Genomic DNA, 26,135 nt, shown 5'->3' with positions numbered 1-26,135 from the left:
ATGTTCAAGACGATTCAGGCAAATACCGAGCTGAAGCTGGCTATTCCGTTCGAGATCGACGGCGAGCCTGTTGCTGACGTTCATTCTGTCGAGTGGAGCGTCTTCAACGAGTTCGGTCAAGTGTCGGAGACCGGCGTGGCTACTCCGGAGGCTGGGGCCAACTCGGTCTCTGTGGTGATCCCTGCAGAGGTGAATACTGCCCACCCCGGGCGGCCTTACACCACGTATGAGCTGGCCTACTTCTTCGTTACCAAGTCAGGTCGTCTCGAATCAAGCCTTGTTTTTCAGGTCGAGAGCGCTGATGCGTTTGCCGAGCCGAACAACACCCTTGTCTCTCCGCTTCGCGCCCTGTCGATTCTGCGCGAGATCCCCAATCTCGCCAGCTTTGCGGCAGCAACAAGAGAGGATCAGAAGGTGGCCCTGCTTTGTGCTCACAACGCCATGACCTCCTTGCCTCTGAATCCGAAGGCGTTCCCGTTTGTAAGAGAGAAAGAGCCGTTTACATCGATCTCCCAGCTGACAAAGGAAATGTGGGAACAGCTCGACCGGCGAGTCGTTTCGGACTTCCAGGCTGCACAGGTCATCGAAGCGAACAATCTCTTGGGTACCACCGAGTTCAAGACCTTGCGAGAGGCTGGGGTGCTCTCTTACACGGTTGGGGAGGTTAAGCAGTTCCTCAGCTCCAATCGCCCTCTCGAGCTCGGTTTGTGTCGGGAAGCGATGCGCCGTATCGGGCGGTATTTGGATACTGCGAGGAGACTGGGTCGTGCTTGATCAGAAGGCGGCTGCCCAGCTTGTCATTCAGCCTGTTGTGTCGGCTTGTCACGAGATCGTTGGCATGGTCTCAAGCGAGATGAGCAGCGGTTCTTCTCTCACCAAGGCCGCGGTTTCCAGGCTGCAGGTTCGCATCGTGCCGGTCGCTTCAAGAGCGGCTAGAGAGTTTGCGGGGTTGCTTGATGACCAGCTGCAGAGCGCGATCAAGTCTGAGAGTCAGCGAGCAGAGCAAGAGCTTTCTGTGGCGCAGTCAGAATCGATGCTAGAGCGCTCCCCGTCTGTCTCTGCGATGCAAGAGCGAGTCGAAGCTGAGTTGAGAGCTTATGGCGCCGAGGGTGTCAGGATCCTGAACGCTATGGGCTCTCAGGCGATGGTAAACGCATCAGCTGGGCTCCGCGCTCAGGCTGCAATGTCTCTGGCAAGAGCCAGCGTAAACGGCCGGTTCTCGCGCTGGGCGGGCGGAAAGATGGGGAATGGCCACTCTATCGCGCATCGTCTTTACCTCTGCACCGCAGAGTTGCTGATGATGGCCGGCGTGTCCGCTTATCTGGCCAAGGCCTCCAGTCTTGGCGTGATCCGTTTTCGGATCGATAACCCGGGCAAGCCTGGTGACGGGGTGTCCTTCTCACCCTCTTCCGTCCCATATCGGTATTTGCACCCGCAAAGCGGGGCGAAAGTGATTGCGGCGAGGTGAGTATGTTCATCCCAGTCAGAAAAGACGGCCTTCTGTTCAAGAGAGCCGGGCAGAACGCATATAACGAGCCTGTTTATCGTGCCAAAGGTCTGAAGTTCGGGTGGGGGCCTATCTATATGCGCCAAGCCCTCGAGCGGACGGAAGTCCGAGCTGACAAGTCTGCGTCAAAGAGCAGAGCGGAAACCGACACTATCGATTACCGGATGGTCATCGAAAAGACGGTAACTCCCGAGCGAGGCGACCTGATCACCCTGAGCACTGGCGAGCGAATGAAGGTCATCCTGGTCCACCGGAGAGTGGACATCATGGGCAGACTCCATCACTGGGAGGTGGACTGCGTTGCAGAGTAACAGCCGCTCGCTTCTGCAGGTCCGCAGGGACATAGCCAGGGTAAAGGTAAACCTGAAGAACACGGCGGAGCGGTCGAGCCATGCTGCGCTTCGTGTCCTTCGTTCTGAATCCCGCAAGATCGCGCATTTGGCGGCAATGTATGCGCCGTTCAAGACCGGCCTTTTGGACGGGTCTACAGGGGCAACGCCGTCATTCGAGATCATTGAACGGGCCGGCGCCCGCGGCCGGAAGGAGATAGCTGTCGAACTCAACCTGCGGAAATGGAAGCTGGTAGGCACCCGTCGGGTGTCACTGGCGAGGTATGCGGAGGTTATTCACTCCGGCATCACCAGGAACGGAAGCCAATGGAAGCTCGGAAAGAAGTCGATCGAGAAGGCGGTAAGGCTGGGCCTGTCGCCAAATCCGACAACAAGTGGCAAGTACGTGGGCCGCTTGTTCCTGTCTCGCGCTGCAAACCAGAGGCGAGGGGCTATCGAGTTTCACCTGAAGAGGGCAATTAGAGAGGCGCTTACCTGATGGATGTACTCACCGCACTTGCTGGTTACTTGGAGCAAAAGGGCGTGGGCAAAGTTGGGGATTCCATCTTTGTCAGCGAGATGCCAAGCGGAAAAAAGGGCGTTCTGCTCTTCACCACTGGCGAGGGGTTGATGCGCCACACCGACATCAGCCGCTACTTCCGAGGAACGGTGTTTGTCGCCGCTCGGAGCTCCAGTTATCTCGATGCTGGCGAGTTGGCCAGAAAGGTCTTCGACGTCATGGATTTTGAAGGGCTGGAGCTTGAAGGCATGAGAGTGCTCGTCTGCCAGCCGGAGGCGCTTCCTATGCCGTTCGGCAGGGACGAGAGTGGTTTTACCGAGTGGCTGTCGAGCTACGAATTGGCATTAACCATAGATTGAGGAGGATTCAATGCCAGATACCAAAAACATTCGCCTTGGCACTTGCAAGGTGTTTTACGACAACGTGGATCTCGGCCTGACCATCGGCGGCGTGGAGATGGAGGTAACTACCTCTACCCACGAGACCAAGGTTGACCAGTTCGGCGACTCCGTCGTTGAGGAGATCATCACCGGTCGCAACGTCAAAGTCACCGTCCCTATGGCGGAGACCAACCTGGACAACATGGTTCGCATCATGCCTGGCGCCAAGCTTGTAACTGACAAGACTGTGCCGACCAAGAAGCGAGTCGATGTAACCGTCCCTTCCGGCATGAGCCTGTATTCAGCCGCAAAAGAGCTGCGCCTGCACCCTGTCGCATTGCCTGACACCGATAAGTCAGAGGATGTGATCATCAAGCGAGCCGGCACCTCTGGCGCCTTGAAGTTCGCCTACAAAAACGACCAAGAGCGCATCTACAACGTTGAGTTCAAGGGATATCCGGATCCCGAAACTCGCTTGCTGGTGAGCTTTGGCGACCCGGATGCGAGCGCGAAATAGTTCGCTGATAATGATCAGTAAACATTGACTGATGTGTGGTAGTATGGCCCTGTTTTGTTACAGGGCCTTTTTATAGGAGATGCCATGAAGCTACTGAACCTGGACGACCTGATCCCGACCGAGCGCTTTGTGCGAATCAAAGGGGTTGATTACTCCATTGCCGAACAGTCCCTCGGCAACCTGATCGATGCGATCAAGCGTGAAAAGAGCGTTGACCGCCAAGATCAGGCTGCCTTCTTCGAGCACATGCTGGACTCTGCCGCAGCGCTGATCCCGGACGCTCCTCGAGAGATTGTTCGCACCCTCAGCCCCCGCCAGCTGACGGCCGTTGTTGAGTTCGCGTCCGCGCGTGACGAGATGCTGCCGGATGCCGATGAGGCTGCTCAGGCCTCCGAAGAGGGAAAGTAACTACCCGCGAACTGGAGGGGGTCGATTTCCCCTTTTTGTTCTCTCGTTTTTGTCATTTTTACTCGCTAACCCCCGACTACGTGCTGGCCATGCCGGCACGGATGTTCTTCACGATGGAGCGCCAGATCGTTCGAATCATGGCGGAGGGGGACTTGAGAGCCCTGGCAGTCGGCGCCTCGTCAGTGAGCGGGGAGACGGCTCAGAGAGTTCATCAGGTGCTTATCGCTGAACAAGGAGAAGTGTACGTCCTAGCTCGTTCCTCGCTGGTAGCGGCAGAGGAAGGGGCTATCGACAAGCTCAAGGCTTTGTTTTAGCGGAGGACTGATGTCTGTAGCCGGAGATGTAAGGGTCGGCCTCGTTCTTGAAGGGGCCGATGAGTTTAAGGTCCAGGTTGTTCGCGCTGCGGACTCCCTGGACCGCATTGCCAACAAGATGGATGACTATGCTCGCTCGACCGAGAAGGCCAGACGAGCAAACTCGGTTGTCTCGACCAGTATTCGGGAGATGGCTCTCAACATGGAGCTGGCCCGACTCACCATTGCCAACCTGTCTGCAGGGTTGACCGCCCTCCCCCGAGCCCTGCTTGAACAGGCCTCCTTTTTCGATAAGACGACTCTGCTTCTGGCTGGCCTCAATGTAGAGACCGCCACTTTTGCCGAGGCGCAGAAACAAGCTGCGGTCGAGGTTAAGAACCTGATGAGTGCGGCTGCGTCATCTCCATACAAGATGAACGCCTTGGTTGACGCCTATACCAAGCTCAAGGCTGCAGACCTGGCCAGCCCAGACGGCTTCCTTGCGGGCCTGATGAACACCGCAGGTAAGTTCGGTAAGAGTTCAGAAGAGCTGAAGCGGGCGTCTGTCGCTATCCAACAGATGGCCGGTAAGGGCGTCATCTCGATGGAAGAGCTGCGCCAGCAATTCGGTGAGGCGGTGCCGGATGCGATGGGCATGATGGCTCGCGCTGCCAGCGTGTCTATGGGTGATCTGGTAAAGCAGGTATCCACGGGCACCGTAGAGGCCAAGCAGGCGCTTGAGCTGCTTTCCCGAGAGATGTACCTGTCATCTGCTGGCGCTGCAGTCGAGATGACAAAAACATGGGACGGTGCTCTTAACCGAATTTCCACCTCTCTGACAGAGCTGGCCGTGATCACCGGAGATACCGGCTTCTATGACAACGCCGTTGGTTTGGCCAACGCATTCAACTCGTTCCTCAAATCCGACGAGGTGGTTGCTGACGCAAACCGGCTGGGACTGGTGCTTACCGACCTGTCGAACATGATGGCCGCTGTCGCCACGTTCATTTATGACCACGCGAAAGAGCTGACGATGATCATCGGCGCCATGTTTGGCGCGTCCTGGGCAAACAAGATCATCTCCGGGGTCGGGGCTCTTACCGAGGCCTACAAGGCTGAGTCAGCGAAGTGGCCTGAGTCCACAAGAGTGGTGCAAAACCAAATGCTGGAGCTCCAGCGTGACTTCCAGCGCCGCGGCCTTGCCCTGGAAGCCGACTACCTTGCATCACGTTCAGCAGCTCAAGACCGAGCAATCCTGAACGCCATGGACGCGAATAAGCGTCAGTACGATCTCGATCGTGCCGCCCTGCAGGAGCGACTCCAGACATTGCAAGCCGGCCAGTCTCGACTGTCCGCAATGACCAACTCCGTGGCCAATATGTTCGGGGGCTGGACGAACGTAATCGTTGCGGCTATCGGTGTGGCCCTCTACGCCCTTGATGAGTTCTACCTGAAGCAGCGCCGCATCGCTGATCAGGTTATCGAAACCGGCGGCCTCGTCGCCTCATTTGAAGATCTGCAGTACGCCAGCAAGCAAATGGCCGAGGACAAGACTCGGCTCCAGGAGCGCAAACAAGGGCTCGAGGAGTCGAAACAGGCCGTGTCCGCGCTGACCGAGGCTTACAAGCTGACAAACGAGCAGGTGCGGATCCTGAACAGCGGCACAAGCGCTGAAAAAATGGGGCTGGCTCAAAAGCTGGGGCTGAACTCCGTACAGTCCGGCAAGCTCTTCAGCGCCTTTGACGATGTGAAGCGAGCTGACTCAGAGATCAAGGCGATGGAGAGCCGGATCAAGAGAGCAAACGAGGCCATCTCTTCCGCCAAGGAGCATGTCAGCGAGACCTTCCGCAACCAGGGATCTGGTGTTGTCGCGAACATCATGGCCGCCCCGCTCCGCCAGGTATCCATGGAGTATGAGAAGGCGGCGAAGAAGGCGGAAGCAGCGGCAAAGCAGGAGTCGGCGAAGTACAAGGACGATGCCAAAGCGGCAAATGATGCCTATCAGAAGGTGCTCACTGAGAAGCTTGCCCCGGCTCGTCAGAAGGCAATCGCCTCGATGAACAGCATCTTCGAGGGCGAATCGAAGGCCATCGCCGCTCAGATGGAAAAGCTCAAGTCAGAGAAGCCGGCCGACGGCAAGAACGAGAGTCTTGTCCTTGAGAGAGATAAGCAGCTTGCCATTCTGGAAGGCCGCCTTGAGCGCGTGAACAAGGACTGGGACACCTTCAAAGAGGCCATTTCGGTCTCCCATGAGGGGCTGGATAGGCTTGCAAGCCAGATGGCCAAGACCGGCAAGATCGATCCGTCAGTCTCTTACATGCAGTCATCCAAGATCTTCACTGCTGGCAAGCAGGAAGAGATCAAGATGCAGAAGGTCGCCCTCGGATTGCTGGACGAGCAGGCTGTAAAAGGCAAGGAGTTGGCCAAGCTGGAGGCTGCAATCGCGGCCGGCAAATACAAGTCTCTGAAGAGCGCGACCATCGAGCAGATGAAGATCGACGCCATGGCAAGGGACATGGCCAACGCCGAGTTTCAGGAGATCAAGGAAAGGGCTCGCTTGCGCCGGACGACCGTCGATCGCCTGGATGACCTGTCCATCTCGATCTCGAAGAAGATGGGCTCTGCAAAAGGGCGTAGCGACAACCCCCTCCTGGAATGGCAGCGAGCAGCTGAGCAGACCAACGAGGCGATCAAGGAGATCGAGGCGAACCTCAAAAAGGCCTCCGGCGTTCTGCCGGATGACGCGGCAAAGATCGCCGAGATCATGCAAAAGCAGCGCATGGCTGATCAGTACAACATCGCTGCCAAGATGAACGAGTCAATCCGCGAGACCAACGAGGCAATGATGCCGAACATGGCTAGAACAAGAGCGGAGTTCGATCGGCAGATTGCCCAGCTGGATGAATTGCTCGACCTGGAGGTGGAGAGACTGAACGCCGCCAAGGCCCGGGGCTCCGCCAGCAAGGAGGAGGCCGACCTGATCCAGAAGAATATCGACCTCATCAAGAAGCAGCGTGAGCTGACCGAGCAGCAGAAATCGCAACAGACAACCATCTATGGCGTATGGAAGCGAAGCCTCGAGGACATGAAGGACGGTATCAACGAGAAGCTCGGGGCGACATTCGAGGGCGTGTTTGACGCATTCGCTGCCGGCATTGTGGAGGGCAAAGACAGCTTCAAGGACATGATGGATTCGCTTACCAAAGACTTGGAAAAGTTCTTGGTCAAGATGGCGATGATGCAGATGTTCGAGTCCACCCTGGGCGGCTTTTTCGGCGGCGGTAAGGGTGGAAAAGGCGGCGGTGGCGGCGTGTTTAGCTTTGCCAATGGCGGGATCATGTCCGAGTTCGGCAGCCTCCCATTGCGTAAGTATGCGAAAGGCGGTGTAGCAACAAGCCCACAACTGGCTCTGTTTGGCGAAGGCTCTATGAACGAGGCTTACGTGCCCCTGCCGGACGGCAGAACAATCCCTGTGACGATGACAGGGCCGCAGGCTGGTGCCTCCCCAACCGTCCATTTCAACCTGATCAACCAAAGCGGCATGCCTGTAGAGGCCGAGAGCAGAGGGCAGAAGTTCGACGGCGAGAAGTACATCATCGATGTCGTGCTGAACGCCATGTCCCGCCCGGGCAGGCTCAGAACAGCAATGCAAGGAGTTAAGTGATGCCTGTTTCATCAATCTTCCCGCCAGAGGGGGTCCGAGAGGACTCCCGCTTCTTCAAGAAGAGCCTCAAGGACAATACCGTCGAGAACAAGACGGAGGGCGGGTACGCCTACACTCGCCCGCGAAGCGCCAGACCTCCAAGAAGGGTGTTCAAAACGGGCTTCTCCAACCTCGACCCTGCTCAGGAAAACGCCTTGATGCGCTTCTTCTCCGAAGTCGGCCGGCACACGATTTTTACCTATCGGGTCCCGACCTCGGGCGAAATGGTTTCGGTCAGGCTGACCGGCTCACTCCCCTCATCGAATTACGTCGGCGTTGGCGGGACACATCGTTACGACATTACTGACGTGGAAATGACAGAGGTGTAAAATCAGTCAATATTTACTTATGGGGGCGCAATGAACAACCTGAGTATCGCAAGTGTCCTTGAGAAGAACCGGATCAGCTCTGAAAACGCCATGACGATGGCCCTCGACATCGAGCTGATCGATCCGGTGTCTGGAAACTACGTGATGACGCTTCGAATCGCCAACTACGACACCGATTTGACCATCGACGGGAACCTTTACACCAAGATCGGGTTCGACCTGTCCCTGCAGGACGACACGAATGAGCTCCAGAACGTCACCCTGACCATCCAGGATCAGGTCGGTCTTATCCGTCCCTATCTCCAGACTTACAGAGGGGCCGTGGGCAGTCGAGTCACCATGATGATCGTCACTGTTGACCCCACAGATAAAACAACCCTGATCGACTTCTCTGAGATGTTCGAGATCGTCAGCAGTTCGTCCCCTGACTACGCCGTCAGCATCGAGCTGGGTGCAGAGAACCCCCTGATGAGGATGTTCCCTGGAAGAACGCAGATGCGCGACAGATGCAGCTTCCGGTACAAGTCAGCCTGCTGCGGATATTCAGGAGACCTGCCGTCTTGCGACCTGACTCTCACTGGTGATAACGGGTGTCGAGCTCATCAGAACGAAAGTCGATTTGGCGGCGCCCCGTCTATCACGGTCGCGGTGCTGTCGTGATCTATTGTGGAGACCTGATCGGGGTTCCTTTCAGGTATGGCGGCCGAGACCCCAAAGAGGCTCTCGACTGCTATGGATTGCTGATGGAGCTCTATCGCCGCGCTTACCGGATAGAGCTCCCCGATTACACCTCCCCGACAAGCGCGGCCGAGATCTCCGCGCTTATGCGGGGCCAACTTCATCTTTGGCAACCGGTAGACGATGTCGAGCCGGGGGTCGTTTTGTTTATGCGCCTTGGGCGCTTTACTCACGTCGCCATGTACCTCGGCGACGATGAGTTTATTCATACCAGCGAAATTACGGGTGGGGTCTGCAGAGAGCGCCTTTCGAATTGGATCAATCGCATCGAGGGGCTGTATCGCTATGCCGCACAATACTCCACAGACCATTCGGTTTGTGATCATCAGGAACCCGCTCGTCCCTGATGTAAAACACATTGAAGAGCGAGTGCTGAGCCCCGGCAAGCCGCTTTCCGAATACATCGGAGAGCTGTCCGGGGTTTACGCATTTTCCGTGAACGGGCGAGTCGTTCCCCAGAGCGACCTATGCCTCGAAGTCCCCCAAGCCGGTGATGTCATTGCTATCGCCCCCGTTCCGATGGGTGGTGGCGGTGGCGGCGGAAAGAGCATCGTGCGGCTGGTCGCCGTTGTTGCGCTTACCTATTTCACCATGGGGACAGGCGCGTATACGCTCGGCGGGCTGACGGGTCTTACCGCCGGTTCGGCTGGTATGGTGGCAGCAAGTGCAGCCGTAATGATCGGCGGCACCATGATGATCAATGCCCTGCTGCCTTACTCAAAGATGAATGCGCGTGGTTCACGAGACAGCGGCAGCGACTCTCGGACATACGGCGTTGATGGCGCAAAAAACACATCGGAAGAAGGCTTGCCGATCCCTGTTGTCTACGGCCGCCATCGCCAGGCCGGCAACATCATCGGTAACTACACCACCCTGTCAGGCCAGACCCAGTATCTTCACCTGCTGATCAACGCGGGCGAAGGTGTTACCGCTGGCGTCGCGCCTGGCAGTATCCAGCTGAACGATCAGCCGATCGACTCCCTCACCGATGTGGAGTACCGCTTCTTCCACGGCAACGATGGCCAGGAGACGACCGGTGTGTTTGATCGGCAAATCACCCCCAATCAGGTGACGATCAACCGCGAGATGAAGAAGTCCAATGTTTGGACTGAGTTCACTACGAGCGTCAACAAAGAGGTTGAAGGTGTCCGCCTGGACTTTCTCGCCAGCCTCTACCGGATGGACGACAACGGTAATGAGCAGCCTCATAGCGTTGACGTCATTGCCGAGATCAAGCCTTTCGGGGCGCCGGATACCGAGTTTCGCCCTCTAACTACCGGCGTTTCTCGCGCTCACTCAGCGCGTGGTTGGCAAATCGACATGGCTGGCGCTCGACTCATCAACGGTGAGATCAAGGAGGTCAAGAAGGGCTCCCAGTTCATCGATAAGACCCGGCCCAACATCTTCGACAAGGCCTCCGGTCTCTACCGCAACTACTACGTCAAATCGGGTACCAAATTCGTGCTGGTAGGTGAAGCGGTAACGCCCAACGGCGCCAAGAACACCACCTACTACGGCCGGCCATATGGTCACAGTCGCCCAGAGAACACCGTTGCCCCTAGAGAGCTGCCAAGCGCCTCTGGGCTGACAGAGTACGATTACGGCGAGCTGGTGAGTAACGGCAAGGTCGTCGGCACCTATCACAAGTTCCATGCCGCCAACATCATGGTCAGCGGATACAACGCCGACTCAGTGACTACCTACACCCAAAACGACGCCACGCTGCGCCTTACCGGTCGCGACGCGAGCGCCACTATGCGCTTCTCTTTCGAGTCTCCAAGACTGCCGGAAGGGCGTTATGTTGTGCGAGCGAGAAGAACCACTGATGACTCGACAGACGAGAAGATCGGCGACACCGTCGTGCTCAACGAGGTGTCCGAGATCGTCTATTCGGACATCGCCTATAACCACACCGCGCTGCTGTATGTGAAGGTCAAGATCAGCGATCAGATCAGCTCTATCCCGAAAGTCACCTTCGAGAACCTTGGCCGTGTGATTCGTGTGTGGGATGAGGCCCAGCGTAAGTGGGTGGCCAGTGCCGATTCGGGCTACTTCAAATTCCCGATCAGCAGCAAAGAGGCCGCTGATTTCCCGCCTCTCACCGCAGAGCAGCACAAGGAAACATTGAAGCGACTGGGCACCATCACACCCAACGTCCGCGCTCTCTCAATGCCCGCTCACATGCTGCCAAAGGCCTCTGCCGGCAAGTACGTTGGCGGCGTCTACGACCATGACAACCCGGCTTGGATCGCCTGGGACATGTTCACTGACACCCGATTCGGCGGCGGCATCGACCCCAGTCGCCTCGACTTCTGGGCGTTTAAGAAGTGGGCCGACTACTGCCGAGCCAAGGGGCTTCACTTCCGAGCGGTCATCGATGGTAAGGAAACCCTATGGGATGCGTTGGCGTCGGTATTCCGAGTTGGCCGCGCTGTGCCTGTTCGTACCGGCACCAGGTACACCGTATCTATCGAGATGCCAAAGGAAAAGGTTATGTCCTTTGGCGTGGACAATATCGTTGAGGGATCCTTCTCCATCAACTGGATGGGGGTGAATGACCGGGCCAACGAGATTGAGCTCACCTATTACGATGAGGAGTACGACTACAAGCAGCGCGTCATCAAGGTATACGACAAGCAGGCTGCCGCGAGAGGCGCCAAGCCGGTCTCGACATCGACCAAGCTGGTTGGCGTAGTCACCAACGAGCAGGCGGTTCGTGAGGCCAACTTCATGCTGAACACGAACAAGCTGGTCGAGACAGTGACTTTTACCGCACCGGTAGAGGCGCTCGCATGCACGATCGGCAGCGTCATCGAGGTCCAGCACAACATGATGACCTGGGGCGAAGCCGGCAAGCTGGCTGGCGTCAGCAAGGTCGCGGCTGGCGTATACGACCTCGTGCTTGACCATGAGATCAGTTTCGAGAAGGGCAAGGCGTGGAAGATCAACCTTCAGACCAGCGTTGTCGATCGAGGCACGTTCAAGGTCGAATCCGTTCTCGGCGGCTATGTGATCCTGACCGGCTTTGACCCTGACAAGGTGGGGCGCGTCTCAAGGGCTAAGGTTGCCAACGTCGAGACTCCCGTTTTCGATACCTTTGTCGATTCGAACGGCAAGAAAGGTATCGTGGTTCGCGACTTCGACGCATTTGCCACTGGCGCATCGGTAAGACTTTTCGATACCGATGTCATCGTCTCCGCCGCTGTCACGCCGCCTGTTTACGGATCTCCTGTAGACCGAGTTCGTGTCTCCGGCCTGACCGTTGAGCCTCAGAAGTTCGATCACTTCATGGTTGGCTTCCCTGAGTTCCAGGCTCGGCTTTTCACCGTTCGCAGCATTGGCCTGACCGGTGATGACATGACTCGCCAAATCACCGCGCTGGAATATGACGAGCGTGTGTTTGATGACAGCGACACGGACTTCATCGTCACCGATAACGCCTACGAGCGGGCGCTGACGGCTGTTGAGAACGTGGAGGTCACCGAGAGCGCGGTGTTCGATGGTGCCGGCATGAGTGTCCGGGCAACCATCACCTGGACTCATCCATCGACTAACTACAAAAACGCAGAGGTGTCTGTCACCGTCAACAACGGCCAGATCCAGCGACTTGGCCGTCAGACCACTCACGCATCCGTCTTGGTCAAGCCGGGCGACCGCATCGATGTAACCATCATCCCCTATGCGATCAGCGGTAAGGCTGGCGCGGTGCTCAAGACGGGTGTCGTCCTCACCGGTATCCCGCAAAACTCCAACGATATGCCTGTCACCGGAGGCGCGGTCGCCGCAACAAACGGCGGGCTGGTCTTGTCTGGCCTCCAGTTTGACCCCTACAGGGTCAAGCAGGTTGAGATCTGGGCAATTCGTCAGGGCACGGTAATCGGCGCAGGCTATGGCCAGGGCATTGTCGGCGACAAGACAAAGATCGAGGACTTGAAGGACCCTACTGTCGTGACGGCGGAGGGTATCGAGCTATTCGGCAAGCAGATCGGGTATGCCGATCAGTTCGGCCGGTTCAGCCACATCATCACTGACCGCAACGATGAGAAGATTCGGTTCTTCTATTGGGCCAGAACGATCGACATGGTTGATGCCAAAGGCCCAATGGGGTTCGTCGGCAGCGGCAGGGCTATTCGCTCCGCCGCCTTCAACGATGTGTCTGTCTACACCTACGCGGTCAAGGAGCCGGCTCGGCCGACTGGCGGCAGTTATGACTCCCCTCGCCCTGTGGAGTCGATCTGGAAGCAAACACCGGATCGAACCGGAGTCACCAACAAAGACGCCGCGCTGTTCATCTCTTCTCGCCGCTTCTGCAGCGTAGACGAGCTCAGCGACCCATCATGGTCTATGCCGGCCGCCATCTACGACCCGAAAGAGGCGGAGGCGGTTGAGCCGTCCATCAAGCCGACCGGCGTGAATGTCACCGCTGCTTTTGGCGCAATCCGCGTCTCTTGGGACAAGCCGGTCTATGAGGGGCATGGCAAGACTCAGGTCTTCGTCCAGCGCGTCCTTGTGAACGCCTCCGGCACCCCGTTGTCTGCTGCCAAGCTCGACATGAAGACGATGCTCGCCGCCGAGGAAACCTCCACGATGGTCAGCATCGCGGCGGCCGCCGGCTACGGGTACTACGTCTGGGTTCGCCACATCAACAAGGCTGGTATTGAGGGCCCAGTCCATACGGACGGCGGCGCTTTCGTTCTTGTGCGCCTGACCCCGGAGGAGATGAGCAATCTGCTGGACAAGCAGATCAAGTTCGACTTCCTCGATACCGATGTCGCCGACACCCTGAAAAAGGCCGGTGAGGACGCCAAGAAGGCGTTCGACTCTCTTACCACCATCGACAAGAAGGCATCGGAGTCTCTGGCGCTTTCTCAAACCACGGCAGAGGTTGGCCTGCGCCTGTTGATGCAGCAAGAGACCAACGAGACTGAGCGCCGGATCGAGTGGTACGGCCCAGACGGTGTAAGGGGGATGGTCGATAAGCTGCGAGAGAACGTGCTCGGCAAGGGCGGCGCAATCGAAAAGGTTGAGCAGATGATCGGCGTTGTCCAAGGCGGCGCTGCTTCAGGCTTGAAAGAGCTGAGCGAGTCGGTCGCTTCTCTCGACTCCAGCATGGCCAACAAGATCAGTGAGATCTACGCCAAGTTCCGCGATGTCGATGTCTCCTCCATGGCGAACATCAACGAGGTGAAGACCTCTATCGCTGACGCGAAAAAGGCGATTTCTGACCTGACTACGACCGTAGCCGCGAACAAGAAGACCGCCTCTGATCAGCTGACCTCAGAGATTAACGCACGCAAACAGGCCATCACCGACGAGTCTGGCGCCCGGGCTGCCGACATCAACGGGGTGAAAGCCTCTCTGGATACGGTTGGTCAAAAGATTGCTGCAGAGACCCTGGAGCGCTCGAACGCCATCACGACCCTCAACAAGTCGATGGCCACCCTGGAGACAAAGCTTAGCGCCACAATCTCCACCTTGGACAAGGCTGTATCGACCGAGATCGCCGAGAGAAAGGCGTCGGTTGCCGACGTCAACAAGGCTCTGTCAGAAACGGAAAGCCGTCTGTCCGGCGCGGTGTCTGGCGTGGATGGAAAGGTCGAAACCGAGATCACAGAGCGAAAATCGGCTGTTACCGCCCTAAACACCTCCATTACGGAGATGAACAGCAGACTGACCGGATCGCTCAACACGCTGACCGGCAAGATCAACACAGAGATCTCGGAGAGGAAGGCCGCGACCACTGCTATCGACAAGGCTGTTGCAGAACAGTCCAGCGCTCTGCAGGCGAATATCGACGGCGTTGATGCAAAGGTTGCGACCGAAGTTGCCGACCGGAAAACCGCTGTCTCGACTGTGGCCAGCTCTGTCACGGCTCTGGATACCAAGCTGTCAGGATCCATCTCCAGCGTGGATAAGAAGGTCGCTACCGAGATTGCCGACCGGAAGGCCGCTGTTACTGGTGTCAACGAGTCCATCGCGGCGCTCGATACCAAGCTGTCCGGCTCAATCACTGGGGTGGATAAGAAAGTCACGACGGAGATCGCTGACCGGAAGACTGCAATCACCAGCGTCAACGAGTCAATTGCAGCGATTGACACCAAACTGTCAGGCGCCGTTGATGGCGTAAGCGGGAAGCTCAATGCAGAGATTGCGGAGAGGAAAGCGGCTGATGTCACTCTGACCAACTCAGTTACCGCTGTTGAAACTCGCCTTAGCGGCAGCATCGACTCGGTGGACAAGAAGGTCGCGACAGAGATTTCCGACCGTAAATCTGCCATCACCTCTGTCAATTCCGCATTGACCAGCCTTGAGTCGAGCCTGAAGTCGCTGATCTCCACAGAGGCTGGGAAGATCGCCACCGAAATCAGCGATCGCAAGGCTGCAATCGCCACCGAACAGAAGGCAAGGGCTGACCTGCAGACCTCCCTCACATCCTCAATCAACGGCGTTTCTGCCAGCGTATCGACCCTCAGCTCGACTGTTGCGGGCATCGACGGCAAGTACAACTCCCAGTGGGGTGTAAAGACCAAGGTTGGCGATTTGCAGGGCGGCATTGGCTTCTTCAATGACGGGAAAGAGACCAGCTTCCTCATCGAGGCTGACGCCCTGGCACTCATCTCTCGCAATGCAGCCGGCACAGTGCTTCGCACCTCACCATTTAAGGTGGTAAACGGGAAGGCGTTCTTATCCGACGCCTACATCGACAACGCCGTGATCGAAAATATCGTGGCAAAGAAGATCACCGCGGATTACATCAACGCCCTGAGCGTTGTGGCCAGCTCAATCGTGGCAGGAGCATCGCTCAGCGCTCCGGTGATCAGTGGTGGTCGCATCTCGATTGGCTCACGGTTCAGCGTTGATGAAGGCGGGAACATGGTCGCAAACAACGCGAACATCAACGGCATCTTCAACGCATCGACATTCCGTGGCGGCAATATCGAAGGTGCGGTTATTCGGGGCGGCGCTATCCGAGGCACAAACATCCAAGCTTCTCGGTTCGTGGTTGATGCCGGCCTCCAGGTGCTCTCGTGGGCCAACCAGGAGACATACGGAACAATGGACCTGCCAACCATCGTTGGGGTTCACGGTCAGAATGCTCCGTTCGTTTGTAACCTTGATGGAGTGACTGCTGACGTTTCCTCAGAGAGGGTATTACGTTATGACGATTTCAAAGTCGGAGGGGTGTACCGAGCAAAATTGACCTTCCCGATTGTAAGTTATAACCACTCCGATAGGTCTAAAACCTACCGTTACTCAAGGAAGCTTATCTCTCCAAAAGTAACCGTTCAGGTGTATGCGGCGGATGACAGAATTGCGATTGATGCAGACATGTCTCTTACATTCCAAATCTATTCAGGCGACAAAGTTATCTGGTCGTGGGATGCCCCGGCCGTATCTCAAGACGGTTCCGGCGGTGTTAGACCTGGTGGTGGCATTTCCTGGCCTATGCCTAATGGAGTGTGTCGCTGCTGGTACTCGTTTCACGTACCACCCGGGTCGGACAGGTATCAATGGCGGCCTGGATCATATGGAGCCTACTCGTTTGTTTTGGAATTCAGTGATCTTGCTTATGAATCAGACGGCTCTCTTGATGTGGGGATTACCGTCAGAGGGCTACACCCAAATTTCAATAACACGGAGAACACCCTGAAATTCAGAATCGAAGACACGGCGAATAATGCAACTCAACCAACAGGCCCAGGGCCGAACTAAGGACTACATATGGTGAAAATCTTAGAGGTGCCCATAGAGGGCGCCTTACTAAATGGTGATATAGCGGTGATAGGTACAGACAGATTTGTTGGCTCAACAGATATGGCCTACTCGCTCGCAGTTGCGGCAAGAAAAGCGGGGAAGCGGGTTGCTTTGCTAACAACCGTAGACATTGGGTACTTGGGGCACTGGGAGGATGATCCAGATCCAGATGTGCGGATACATGACAATTTGCCAGTCATTTTTGATGGAATGGTGGTTATTGTGGTGTCGAATGGGTCGATAACGAGAGAGGTGCTGGATATCCCAGGGGCGGCTTCAGTTATAGGAGTTTCTTCGGCGAGCACTCGACAAACAATGGATTCATTCCGTCTTGAGCAGAGCGACAGGATGTTGCTCGACGAGCTGGAGAAGCTGCTGCCGCCGGACTCGCAGGTAAGAAAGCTACGGGATGAACTACGCAGGAGGATCTACAAATGAAGCCAGTGGTTTTCTACTTTTCGGACGGTAACGACCAGGACTACCTCATCGCCTCCATTCGTTCGCTTCTTGAGAACGGAGAGGCCGGAGAACCTGTCGTTTTCGGCTATGAGCCTCTCGATCTGCCAGTACCTCATCGCATGATCACCTTGCCTCCCCTGGAGCTCTGTGAGTTTCAGCTTGGCAAGTACCGTCGGGATGTGTGCATCTCTATGTGCATGAGGGTCGCCGCGATTGACTGGCTGGCTCAAGAAGGGGTTGAGAAGGCTATTTACCTGGATACCGACACCGTGGTTTTGCGACCCCTCACCGAGATCGTCAGGTTTTTGGACGGCGGAGGAGTTTTCGGCGGTGTTCTCGACGTCGATGAGGAAGACACCGGCCAAAGCTCTGGCTGGGCTGGCCGTGCAGCACCGGTCGTTGACGTTAACCCCTATGTGAACAGCGGAGTGCTCGCGCTCAACGTTCTGGCCCTGTGCAAGAGCGGCCCGCTGACTCCCAAGCTGCAAACGTTCTTCGAGCGTCATCGGCGGGCTGTTTACCCAGACCAAGACTTTCTCAACTTCATCGCACACGACTTGGGGGTCATGAGTGTTCTTCCCAAGAAGTTCAATGCGATGATGAGTAGGCTGGCGACTATGACTGACACTGTGACCTATGCGAGGAGGATCGATTTTATTCTCAACGAGGCGGTTGTTGCTCATTACGCATGGTTGAAACCAGCAATGCGGCAAACTAAGTCGGCTCTTTTCTACCGGCTTATTCTGCCCTATCTGCCAGAGGGTGACCTGAAAAACAGCGTCCTGAAGAACCTAGATTTTCTCCACCCCCTAGCAAAATAGCGGCATAGATGATCAGTAAACGCTTACTGATCATCTATGGTTTAAATATAATGCCTCCAATGTTGAATTGGAGGCTTTATGACCACACCGACCATTACTGAGCTATATGCCCAGATCGGCGACATGATGGCGAATTGGCAGCGGTTCCTTGACCAGCAAATGAACTGGCAAGCTGGGCCTTCAGCTGCGAATGACCTTGCCCCGCCGGATAACAACCCTGAGAAAAAAGGCTATCGAGTCATGACCGATGCTGCTGGCAACAAGCGGCAAATCATGACTCCGGCGCAGATGGAGAAAATCGTTTCTGACGCCGTGCAGCAGATTACCGATCTGAAGCCTGCAGAGCTCGCGCCTCAAATGGCTGACGTTCGTCGCCAGCTGAATGAGGTTTCAGCCAAGATGACTTCTACCCGAGCCGAGCTGGTCGGGTTCAGAGACGCCGCCGCCTCGTCTCAGTCAGCTGCCGCCTCCTCTGCCTCGGCTGCAGATACCTCCAAAAAGAACGCCGCTACTAGCGAAGCCAACGCGCTGGCCAGCAAGAACGCTGCCGCCAGTAGCGCCTCTGACGCTCAAAAATGGGCATCCAACCCGGAGAACTCCGCCGTAACACCTGGAAAGTTCTCCTCGATGCACCATGCGATCAAGGCAGAGCAGTCAGCGTCCGTCTCATCGGCAAAATCCCAAGCCGCGACCGAATCCGCAGCGCTTGCATCAGCCAAAGCAGCTGACGCGAGTGCCGCCTCCGGCGTGGCCGCTGCGAAAGCCGGCGAGGCTTCAGCTTCCGCAAACATCTCTCAGACAAAGGCTGAAGAGGCTGCATCCAGCGCGAGCGTGGCTGTTGAGATGTCAAAGTCGGCAAAAGCCAGCTCTGACGCTGCATCTGCAAGTGCAGCCTCCGCCAAGACCAGCGAGACTACTGCAACCACGAGAGCGAATGCGGCATCCCAAAGCGCCACTACCGCCCAGAAGTGGGCCGCTAACCCAGTAGACACCGCTGTCTCTCCTGGGCAATTCTCCGCGTTGCACCACGCGACAAAGGCCGATGCCTCCGCTTCTGCGGCAGCTGCAAGCGCGGCGACCGCTACACAGAAAGCCGACGAGGCAGGCAACAGCGCCACCGTCGCTTCTGACAAGGCCACCCTGGCCACAACGAAAGCTACCGAGGCCGCTGCAAGCGCCAAGTCTGCACTGGACAACAAGAATGCAGCAGGGACCTCTGCTTCATCAGCGAGCGCCTCCGCCACAACGGCTACCCAAAAGGCTGGTGAGGCTGGCCAATCGGCGTCTGCCGCCGCCAAGTCGGCTTCTGATTCGGCTGCCTCCGCTGCTGCCTCAAAGACACAGGCCGATGCCGCTGCAGCTTCAGCAAAAATCGCCCAAGATGCGGCTGCGGTTGCAACCGGTGGGCTTGTTGAAGCTGGCGAAGTCAGCATGGCGTCCGGCGACTACCCTCCCCCGCTCAAGAGCAAATCCGGCTCCAACATCGCTTGCTTCTGGAAGGTAACGACCGCTGGCGTTTCTAAAGTCGGCGGTATCGACTATGAGGTTGGCGACACGCTCGTTTATTCCAGCTCGACGGATAGCTACTACAAGATCGACAACACCGACGCTGTCGTCAGCGTGAACAACAAGAAAGGCGCAGTTGTGCTCACTGCTGCTGATGTTGGGGCGCTTGCCGCGACTGCTGCCGCTGTTGCAGCTGCAAAGCTCTCCACCGGTCGGTCTATCTCGATCTCAGGCCACGGGTCCGGCTCCGTCACATTCGACGGCTCCGCCAACGTGGCCATCCCGTTGGTTGTGAAGGACGACAGCCACAAGCACACCTTCTCCAATCTCAAGGATCTGCCTTCGACCCTGGCCGGCTACGGCATCATTGATGCAGCCCCGCTGACCCACACTCACGCCGACTTGTTCTCAAGCTCCGGCGGCTCCATTACCGGTCAGACGCTCATTAACATCGCGAACGGGCCAACCATCGGCGGCGCAACGTTCGGCAACGGTTGGCTTCGGATCGGCAGCGCCAATGGAGGGATCGCTTTTGATCCGAACGAGATTGCTGCTGTAGGAAACGACCTTTCGTTCGGGACACTCTCCAACCACATCGTCAGCTTGGTGGTGAACAAAAATCGCATTGGCGAGATGAGAGCAGATGGCCTCTATTCCATGGGCTCCAAAGTGCTGACCGCTGCGGCCGGCGTCGCCGTGTCTGCCTCCAAGCTCGAATCTGCCCGCACTCTGTCCCTATCCGGTGACGCAACAGGCTCGATGTCTTTTGACGGCTCAACCAACACATCGATGGCGGTGACATTGTCTAACAGCGGCGTCGCTGCAGGCACCTACACCAAAGTCACTGTGGACGCCAAAGGCCGTGTGACCGCCGCATCCGGCCAGACAGCTGCGGACATCCCTAACCTGGATTGGGCGAAGATCACCTCTGGCAAGCCAACCAATCTGGCCGGCTATGGGGTTTCCAGTGCAACGCTTCGCGCCATCGAGAGCTTGGCCATGGCGGCCGACAGCGTCCCCTATTTCACTGCAGCGAATGCGGCTGCTTCGATGAAAGTGACGGCAGCTGCTAGAGCCCTCCTTGATGACGCGGACGTAGCTGCAATGCGGGCGACCCTTGGTGTCCCAGATACGAGCGCCGTTTCTGCATCGCAGGATGGCCTCATGTCCGCCGCTGACAAAGTGAAGCTCGACTCCATCTCGGCGGGCGCCAACAAGTACGAGCACCCAACCGGCGACGGCAATCTCCATGTCCCGGCGACCGGCACCTCAAACGCAGGTAAGGTTCTGAAAGCTGGCGCAACTGCAGGGGCGATCATGTGGGCGTCTTTGGCCGCTGCCGACGTTGGGCTGGATAACCTGAACAACTGGGAGGCGTCAGCCTCGATTACGGACCCTTCCGATCAGAAGTACGCCACAGCCGGAGCTGTAAAGCGGGCCGCCGACATTGCCAATGCGGCGCTGGCCAGGTCTGGCGGTAATCTCACTGGCAACGTCACCTTCACCAACGACTCGGTGATCCAGTGGAGCCGCAACACAGACTTCGCGGCCATTGGTTTCAAAAATGACGCTGATTCCGACACCGACTCGTTCATGTGGTTTAAGACCGGTGATAACGGCAATGAGTATTTCAAGTGGCAGGTTGTCAGTGGCTCAACAGTCACCGACGTCATGACCTTGAAGGCCGACAACCTCCGGGTGAAGGGGTTCCAGGTTTTCCACCAAGGATTTAAACCGACCAAGGCAGATCTGGGCCTAGAGTTGCTGAACAACTGGGCCGCGACATCCTCTATCACTGATGGTAGCGAGACCAAGTATGCTTCCGCCGCAGCAGTGAAACAGGCCGCGACCCTGCTGAAAGGCACAAGGAAAGAGTTTACTGTTGGTGGCGACCCCAATACCTACTACATGGTTGTCGTTGCGCCGATGACCTCGGACTTCGGTGACATGCGGGTGATGCTCAGCCGAGCTTATAACTGGCCCGCCCCAAACACCTGGAACACTGCGACCCATAAAGGCGGCTTGACGCTCTCGATCCGGTGGAGCGGCGACGGCGCTTGGGGCGGCAACTCCAAGAACTGGGTCGTGGATCACTTCTCCGAGACCTACTCAACCATGGTCGCCCGGGTCTCCCTCCTCAAGAACGGAATGGCCTTCTGGCTCAGAGGCGGTGGAGCGAAGTATTGCCTCCAGAGTGACTATGGCGTCGATACAACCTTTTCCGTGATTGAGGGCGACTACACAGACGCGGATAAAGCTGTCTACTCCCCGATGACGACTATCGACCGAGGCGAGCTCAATAGACGCTACAGCCTTCGTGATGGCCAAGTTTTCGACCTAGATGCTCGCGTCTACAGTCCATCAAACAAGCCAACGGCCTACGAAATCGGCGCTCTGGCTCTGGACGACCCCTACAAGAGTGCCGCTGATGTCGCCACTACTGGGAACCTTGCTGCCACATATGCCAACGGCTCAGCAGGGGTTGGCGCAACACTAACAGCTACCGCAAACGGGGCGCTGTCTATCGATGGCGTTGCCTGCCAGGCCGGTTATCGGGTCTTGGTGAAGAACCAAACCAGCTCTGCTCAGAATGGCATTTATGCGGTAACGAATCCTGGGTCAGCCACAACGCCATGGGTATTGACCCGTGTCGCCGATGCGGACACCACCGCCAGATTGGCCGGCGCCGTGGTGACGGTAGATCAGGGGGCCGCCAACGGCTCGCTGCTCTTTACCAATGACTGGAAGAAAACCAGCACTGTCGGGACGAATGGCATGAACTGGCGGGTCGTGGTGGATAGCGGGAACATCTCGTCCTATCACCACGGATCGGGTGTACCGGCCGGCACATATCGGTCTGTCACTGTTAACAGCCAAGGGCATGTGACCGGCGGTTCCAACCCTACGACTCTTGCAGGCTATGGCATCACCGATGCGGCGCCAAGCGGTCACGTCGGATCAGGAGGTGACGCTCATGCGAACGCTACCGGAACCGCCGATGGCTTTATGAGTGCCGCTGACAAGAAGAAGCTGGACGGTATCGCGGCTGGGGCAAACAGCTATTCGCACCCGGGTGGCGATGGGAATTTGCATGTGCCCGCCACAGGCACCGGCAATAACGGCAAGTTCCTGATGGCCGGGGCCACTGCCGGTTCTCTCCAGTGGAAGGACATCGGCCCTGCTGACGTCGGCGCGTTGCCGGTCGGCGGCGGCACCATCACTGGAGCATTGACGGTCAATGGGGAGCTTCGCTCGTTGTCTGCCAACTCCATGAGAATCGTGCAGGGCAACTACGGGACGTTCTGGCGAAATGACGGGTCCAACTTGTACCTGATGTTTACCAACGCCAGCGATCAATACGGCAGCTACAACGGCCTTCGTCCGATGTACGCGAACCTCGCCACTGGCAACGTGAACTTCGGGCACAACGTCGATATTAACGGTCAGGCGTACATCAACACCGGCAGCACCTCCTGGATCGATATGCGGTCGTCCAACGCGATTCAAGGGCGCTCAGCCGTCTCTAACGCTGCCGCTTCCGCAATTGTCCGTCAGGAGCATGCTGACCGTCACTTTATCCTTGGCGGCCTCGGTAATTCGCAGTTCGGCATCTACATGATCAACAAGAGCCGGACCGCGAACGGCACAGATGCAGCGGCTTACCTCAGCGCTGACGGCACCTGGTACTGCAACGGCAACGCCTCGGTGAACGATGTCCAGATCCGTTCTGACATCCGGCTCAAGTCCGACTTCAAGGAGATCGCCGACCCTTGGGACTTCTGGAAGCTGCTGCGCATCTCCGAATACACCAAGGCGGGCGCCCGCGAGCTTGGTTTTGTGGCACAGGACTTTGTCGAGAGGTTCTCGGCGGTAGTAACCGAGTCGCCAGATGACAAGCTCCTGAGTCTTCGCCCGATGGGTGTGCTGGCGCTGGCCGGCAAGGTGATTCAGGAAATGCAGAAGCGCATCGAGCAACTGGAGGCCGCAAATGCCGGTACCAAATAAGCCGTTCTGGCTCTCTCAGGCAAACACGGAGTTTGGAGGCAATGGATGGGCCTCCAACATCTTGTCCAAGGCCGGCTTAGCTCTCCCCCGCATGGCGGGGGATCTCGCTGGCATGAGTGCTTTCGCCATCTTGAATGACCCTGGCTCGCCCTACGGAAACCCAGGGGACGGGGTGCTCCAATTCTGGAGGTCTGGGAATGACATCTGGAGCGGAGGGACGAACATCTCCGACGTTCAACTAACCAAAGGCGTGTGCCAGATCAGGATCCGACACACGGGAGGGGACGGCTCGGTCTATTTCTCAGGCGCCAGCAACAACGTCGCCTTTACCCCGGACGGGACCAGGAGAGGTGTGGCCTGCAGCTCCCCTGGCTTCCCAGGATACGAAACCATCACGGCAGCCATTGACTTCATTCTGAACGGAGCGGTCGTGAAGACCGTAAACGTCAGCTGTGAAGGCTCTACATTCCGATAGGAGAAACTATGAGTAATGCAGTAACCAGATACTTTTTCCGTGTGGCCATCTCTATCGACCAGCTGGGTAACACCCTGCTCGGCGGTCGTCCTGACGAGACTATCTCCGGCAATGTTGGGTACAACGCTCTGCAGGGTAAGCGGTGGGCGCTGAGGCTGGAGAAGATCATCAACTTCATCATGATGAGCCCGACCCACTGCAGGGACAGCATTGAGTATGACGAGCGGAAAAAGCCACTCCGTAACTCCTGGTAAAAGGGGCCTTCGGGCCCCTTATTGTTCAGTGGATACTGAAAAAGAGGGCGGTTATAATCCTGAAAATTTCACCTTATAGGATAAGGATATGCCCAACTGGCTTAACGACGTCAACAAGGTGGTGACCGGATTGCTGACAACCTCAATTGTCGCTCTGGCCAGCTTTGTCTTTGATGCAAACACCCGTATCGCAGTCCTCGAGTCACACGCCGCTTCTCAGAACGCTGTTGCAAACGAGAACCGCGAAAACTTCCGCAAGCTGAACGAGTCCATTGCTCGTCTCAACACCGTTTTGACGGTGCTCAATGACCGCCTGGCCAGAGATGGCAAATCGGTCGCAATGCCAAGCTCGGTGGTTTCCGAGTAAGGCTCCGGCCCTGAGCGATCAGGTGTACCGGTCAGGGCCTTTCCTTCCGAAGCAAAATTCAAATTCCGCGGTGTTCCTATAATCACTTTTGATCGCTTCTTCTAATATAAGTAAACTCAAAAACAAGTAATTATTTATTGAAAAGCGAGCCTAAAGTTATGATGCTGGATGATTTCGTCGGTTCCTCGCTGTCCGATCTTGAATGTGAGCTCATCGCCCTGGAGAGGATCAGCCTCTCGCTCTTAAAAGAGGAGTGCGAGCTCTACAAGACGGCATGGTTTGACTACCGAGGTATGCACCCTACCAAGCGCACATATCTGTTCGCGCATTACTACGAAGAGGCCTTTCGTCACATGATTCGGCTTCATGTCGATTATGAGCAGGTAGAGGGTCCCTCCCCGAGATCTTATCTGCCAAGAAAAGACCCTCTCGGCAAGCCAAGCAGTGTCATTGCCAAAGAAGCGAAGACCGGCAAGTCATCCCCATTCAGAAACACGACCTGTATCTGGAAGGCGCGTCAGAAGGCTGACCTGCTCGGTATTCCCTACGATGTGTTCTGCATGTCAGGGATGAAAGCAGCGATAGGGCGAATCTGGCAGCGTATACCAACGCCAGGGCAGCTCTATAGTGTCAACATACTTGAGCAGATCATCGATCGCTGGGAAGCGCTTCTGAGCGAGCGTATTTATGCTGCCGAGTCTGACTTCTACACCCTCCCGAAGTGGCAAGGCCATCCTTCTCAGCTGGAGCACTCGGCATGGCTCTGCCGATTGATTGCGTCAAGAGCCCGGCCGGAGTTCTCGCTGATGGAGTACGGCTTCAAGCGCCACATGATCCACCCGCAAGATATGCGAGTGCATTTCTCTCCGGAGGTGATTTCTGCTGCTCGCTCAATAAGTAAAAGCTTACTGTAGATGGCTTTTGAGCGTCTGTGTATGATTGCTCGGTCAACTGTCTTGGAGGCATTATGAAGAAGCATTTCACCGTCAAATTCACTGATGCTTATGGCATCCCTCACCCTGCAGCTGTGTTTGAGCTCAGCTATGCGCAAAAGACCGTCAACCGCGTTGAGCTGTTCGGTGCTGAACAGCCTCAAGAGATGTCCGTCTCCGTCATCTACCAGTTCAAATACTGGCACGATCGCGAAGCGTTGGAAGCCGGCAAGCCTCCTCTTCTGCTGTCCAACAACGAAGGCGCAACTATGTTCTCTCGGGTCAAACATGGTGAGGCAGAAGTGACCGACCTTGAGAGCTTCTGCATTGAGCACCTCTTCAGCGAGGTTATGCCGGCCATCGATCCCGGCTTTGAGGCTGTCAAAAAAGCCTGATCTTAGTCTGGGGCTGGTAGTAGTGTCGGCCCCATTATTAAGTAAGTGTTTACTGTAGAAAGTCCGTTAGATAGCAAGTAAGATGCTTACATTAGCGAATTGCTGAACAACATGGAGTAGCAAATGCACGAACAACACAACCAATCCCATCGTCGTTTCTCTTCCGACGCCGGTCGCCCGTCTCTTCGCCCTCGCCCGCGCCCCGAGACCCAAAACAAGAAGCCTGCCCGCCGTCAGTTGGACGCTCACGAGCATGTGCTGCTTAACAGCAAACGTAATGCGTCCTCTGTGGCTGTGACCCTGATGTCAGGAAAAGAGGTAGAGGGGGTCGTCATCGACTTCGACCGCTACTCCTTCTCGATCAAGCAGAGCGATGGCGTAGACCTGCACCTCTTCAAGCATGCCGTCGCGATGTTTAGCCCTGTCGCAAACCGCGCTTGAG

The 26,135-nt window shown here is 56.7% G+C and carries 20 protein-coding genes; all 20 read left to right on the top strand.

The window, feature by feature from the left end:
• The 20 genes from I6L47_RS22285 to I6L47_RS22190 all read left to right on the top strand — a co-directional run bounded on the left by I6L47_RS22285 (window position 1) and on the right by I6L47_RS22190 (window position 26,134).
• Window positions 1–774, top strand: a complete 774-nt coding sequence (locus I6L47_RS22285; RefSeq protein WP_139495336.1) for a hypothetical protein — start codon at window positions 1–3, stop codon at window positions 772–774.
• Complete coding sequence (locus I6L47_RS22280) at window positions 767–1,468, top strand: hypothetical protein (protein ID WP_139495335.1); 702 nt, start codon at window positions 767–769, stop codon at window positions 1,466–1,468. The genes I6L47_RS22285 and I6L47_RS22280 overlap by 8 nt, the downstream gene beginning before the upstream one ends.
• A 2-nt stretch (window positions 1,469–1,470) precedes the next feature.
• The gene (locus I6L47_RS22275; RefSeq protein WP_139495334.1) at window positions 1,471–1,818 is read left to right on the top strand and encodes a hypothetical protein; all 348 of its coding nucleotides are present in this window, start codon (window positions 1,471–1,473) and stop codon (window positions 1,816–1,818) included.
• Window positions 1,808–2,335 carry a hypothetical protein gene (locus I6L47_RS22270; RefSeq protein WP_107961268.1) on the top strand — a complete coding sequence of 176 codons (528 nt, stop codon included), beginning with the start codon at window positions 1,808–1,810 and terminating at the stop codon, window positions 2,333–2,335. The genes I6L47_RS22275 and I6L47_RS22270 overlap by 11 nt, the downstream gene beginning before the upstream one ends.
• Window positions 2,335–2,715 carry a minor capsid protein gene (locus I6L47_RS22265; RefSeq protein WP_139495333.1) on the top strand — a complete coding sequence of 127 codons (381 nt, stop codon included), beginning with the start codon at window positions 2,335–2,337 and terminating at the stop codon, window positions 2,713–2,715. Before I6L47_RS22270 ends, I6L47_RS22265 begins: the two co-directional genes overlap by 1 nt.
• 10 nt (window positions 2,716–2,725) lie before the next feature.
• On the top strand, window positions 2,726–3,253 hold the full coding sequence (locus tag I6L47_RS22260) for a hypothetical protein (protein WP_107961270.1): 528 nt from the start codon (window positions 2,726–2,728) through the stop codon (window positions 3,251–3,253).
• An 84-nt stretch (window positions 3,254–3,337) separates the two neighbouring features.
• Entirely contained in the window at window positions 3,338–3,661 is a 324-nt protein-coding gene (locus I6L47_RS22255; protein ID WP_139495332.1) for a hypothetical protein, read from the top strand.
• A 324-nt stretch (window positions 3,662–3,985) separates the two neighbouring features.
• The gene (locus tag I6L47_RS22250; protein ID WP_139495331.1) at window positions 3,986–7,618 is read left to right on the top strand and encodes a tape measure protein; all 3,633 of its coding nucleotides are present in this window, start codon (window positions 3,986–3,988) and stop codon (window positions 7,616–7,618) included.
• A complete protein-coding gene (locus I6L47_RS22245; protein WP_139495330.1) occupies window positions 7,618–7,986 on the top strand; it encodes a hypothetical protein in 369 nt (122 codons plus the stop codon). The genes I6L47_RS22250 and I6L47_RS22245 overlap by 1 nt, the downstream gene beginning before the upstream one ends.
• A 30-nt stretch (window positions 7,987–8,016) precedes the next feature.
• On the top strand, window positions 8,017–8,646 hold the full coding sequence (locus tag I6L47_RS22240) for a hypothetical protein (protein ID WP_139495329.1): 630 nt from the start codon (window positions 8,017–8,019) through the stop codon (window positions 8,644–8,646).
• Entirely contained in the window at window positions 8,577–9,071 is a 495-nt protein-coding gene (locus tag I6L47_RS22235) for a C40 family peptidase (RefSeq protein WP_139495328.1), read from the top strand. The genes I6L47_RS22240 and I6L47_RS22235 overlap by 70 nt, the downstream gene beginning before the upstream one ends.
• Window positions 9,010–16,437 carry a phage tail protein gene (locus tag I6L47_RS22230; protein WP_162504487.1) on the top strand — a complete coding sequence of 2,476 codons (7,428 nt, stop codon included), beginning with the start codon at window positions 9,010–9,012 and terminating at the stop codon, window positions 16,435–16,437. Before I6L47_RS22235 ends, I6L47_RS22230 begins: the two co-directional genes overlap by 62 nt.
• Window positions 16,438–16,446: 9 nt before the next feature.
• On the top strand, window positions 16,447–16,917 hold the full coding sequence (locus I6L47_RS22225; protein WP_139495326.1) for a hypothetical protein: 471 nt from the start codon (window positions 16,447–16,449) through the stop codon (window positions 16,915–16,917).
• Window positions 16,914–17,759: a glycosyltransferase gene (locus tag I6L47_RS22220; protein WP_139495325.1), complete on the top strand. Its 846-nt coding sequence runs from the start codon at window positions 16,914–16,916 to the stop codon at window positions 17,757–17,759. The genes I6L47_RS22225 and I6L47_RS22220 overlap by 4 nt, the downstream gene beginning before the upstream one ends.
• Window positions 17,760–17,837: 78 nt before the next feature.
• Window positions 17,838–23,270, top strand: a complete 5,433-nt coding sequence (locus I6L47_RS22215; protein WP_216949403.1) for a tail fiber domain-containing protein — start codon at window positions 17,838–17,840, stop codon at window positions 23,268–23,270.
• Between the two features lie 483 nt (window positions 23,271–23,753).
• The gene (locus I6L47_RS22210) at window positions 23,754–23,999 is read left to right on the top strand and encodes a hypothetical protein (RefSeq protein ID WP_139495323.1); all 246 of its coding nucleotides are present in this window, start codon (window positions 23,754–23,756) and stop codon (window positions 23,997–23,999) included.
• A gap of 88 nt (window positions 24,000–24,087) precedes the next feature.
• Entirely contained in the window at window positions 24,088–24,366 is a 279-nt protein-coding gene (locus I6L47_RS22205; RefSeq protein ID WP_107961283.1) for a hypothetical protein, read from the top strand.
• A 158-nt stretch (window positions 24,367–24,524) separates the two neighbouring features.
• Entirely contained in the window at window positions 24,525–25,280 is a 756-nt protein-coding gene (locus I6L47_RS22200; RefSeq protein WP_216949402.1) for a hypothetical protein, read from the top strand.
• Between the two features lie 53 nt (window positions 25,281–25,333).
• Entirely contained in the window at window positions 25,334–25,693 is a 360-nt protein-coding gene (locus tag I6L47_RS22195; protein ID WP_139495321.1) for a hypothetical protein, read from the top strand.
• Window positions 25,694–25,816: 123 nt separating this feature from the next.
• Complete coding sequence (locus I6L47_RS22190; protein ID WP_139495320.1) at window positions 25,817–26,134, top strand: RNA chaperone Hfq; 318 nt, start codon at window positions 25,817–25,819, stop codon at window positions 26,132–26,134.
• The last annotated feature ends 1 nt before the right edge of the window (window position 26,135 follow it).

Origin of the sequence: Aeromonas sp. FDAARGOS 1417 (genome assembly GCF_019046985.1) — a bacterium.
GTDB lineage: Bacteria > Pseudomonadota > Gammaproteobacteria > Enterobacterales > Aeromonadaceae > Aeromonas > Aeromonas veronii.
This window is presented reverse-complemented; position numbering and strand designations above follow the sequence as displayed.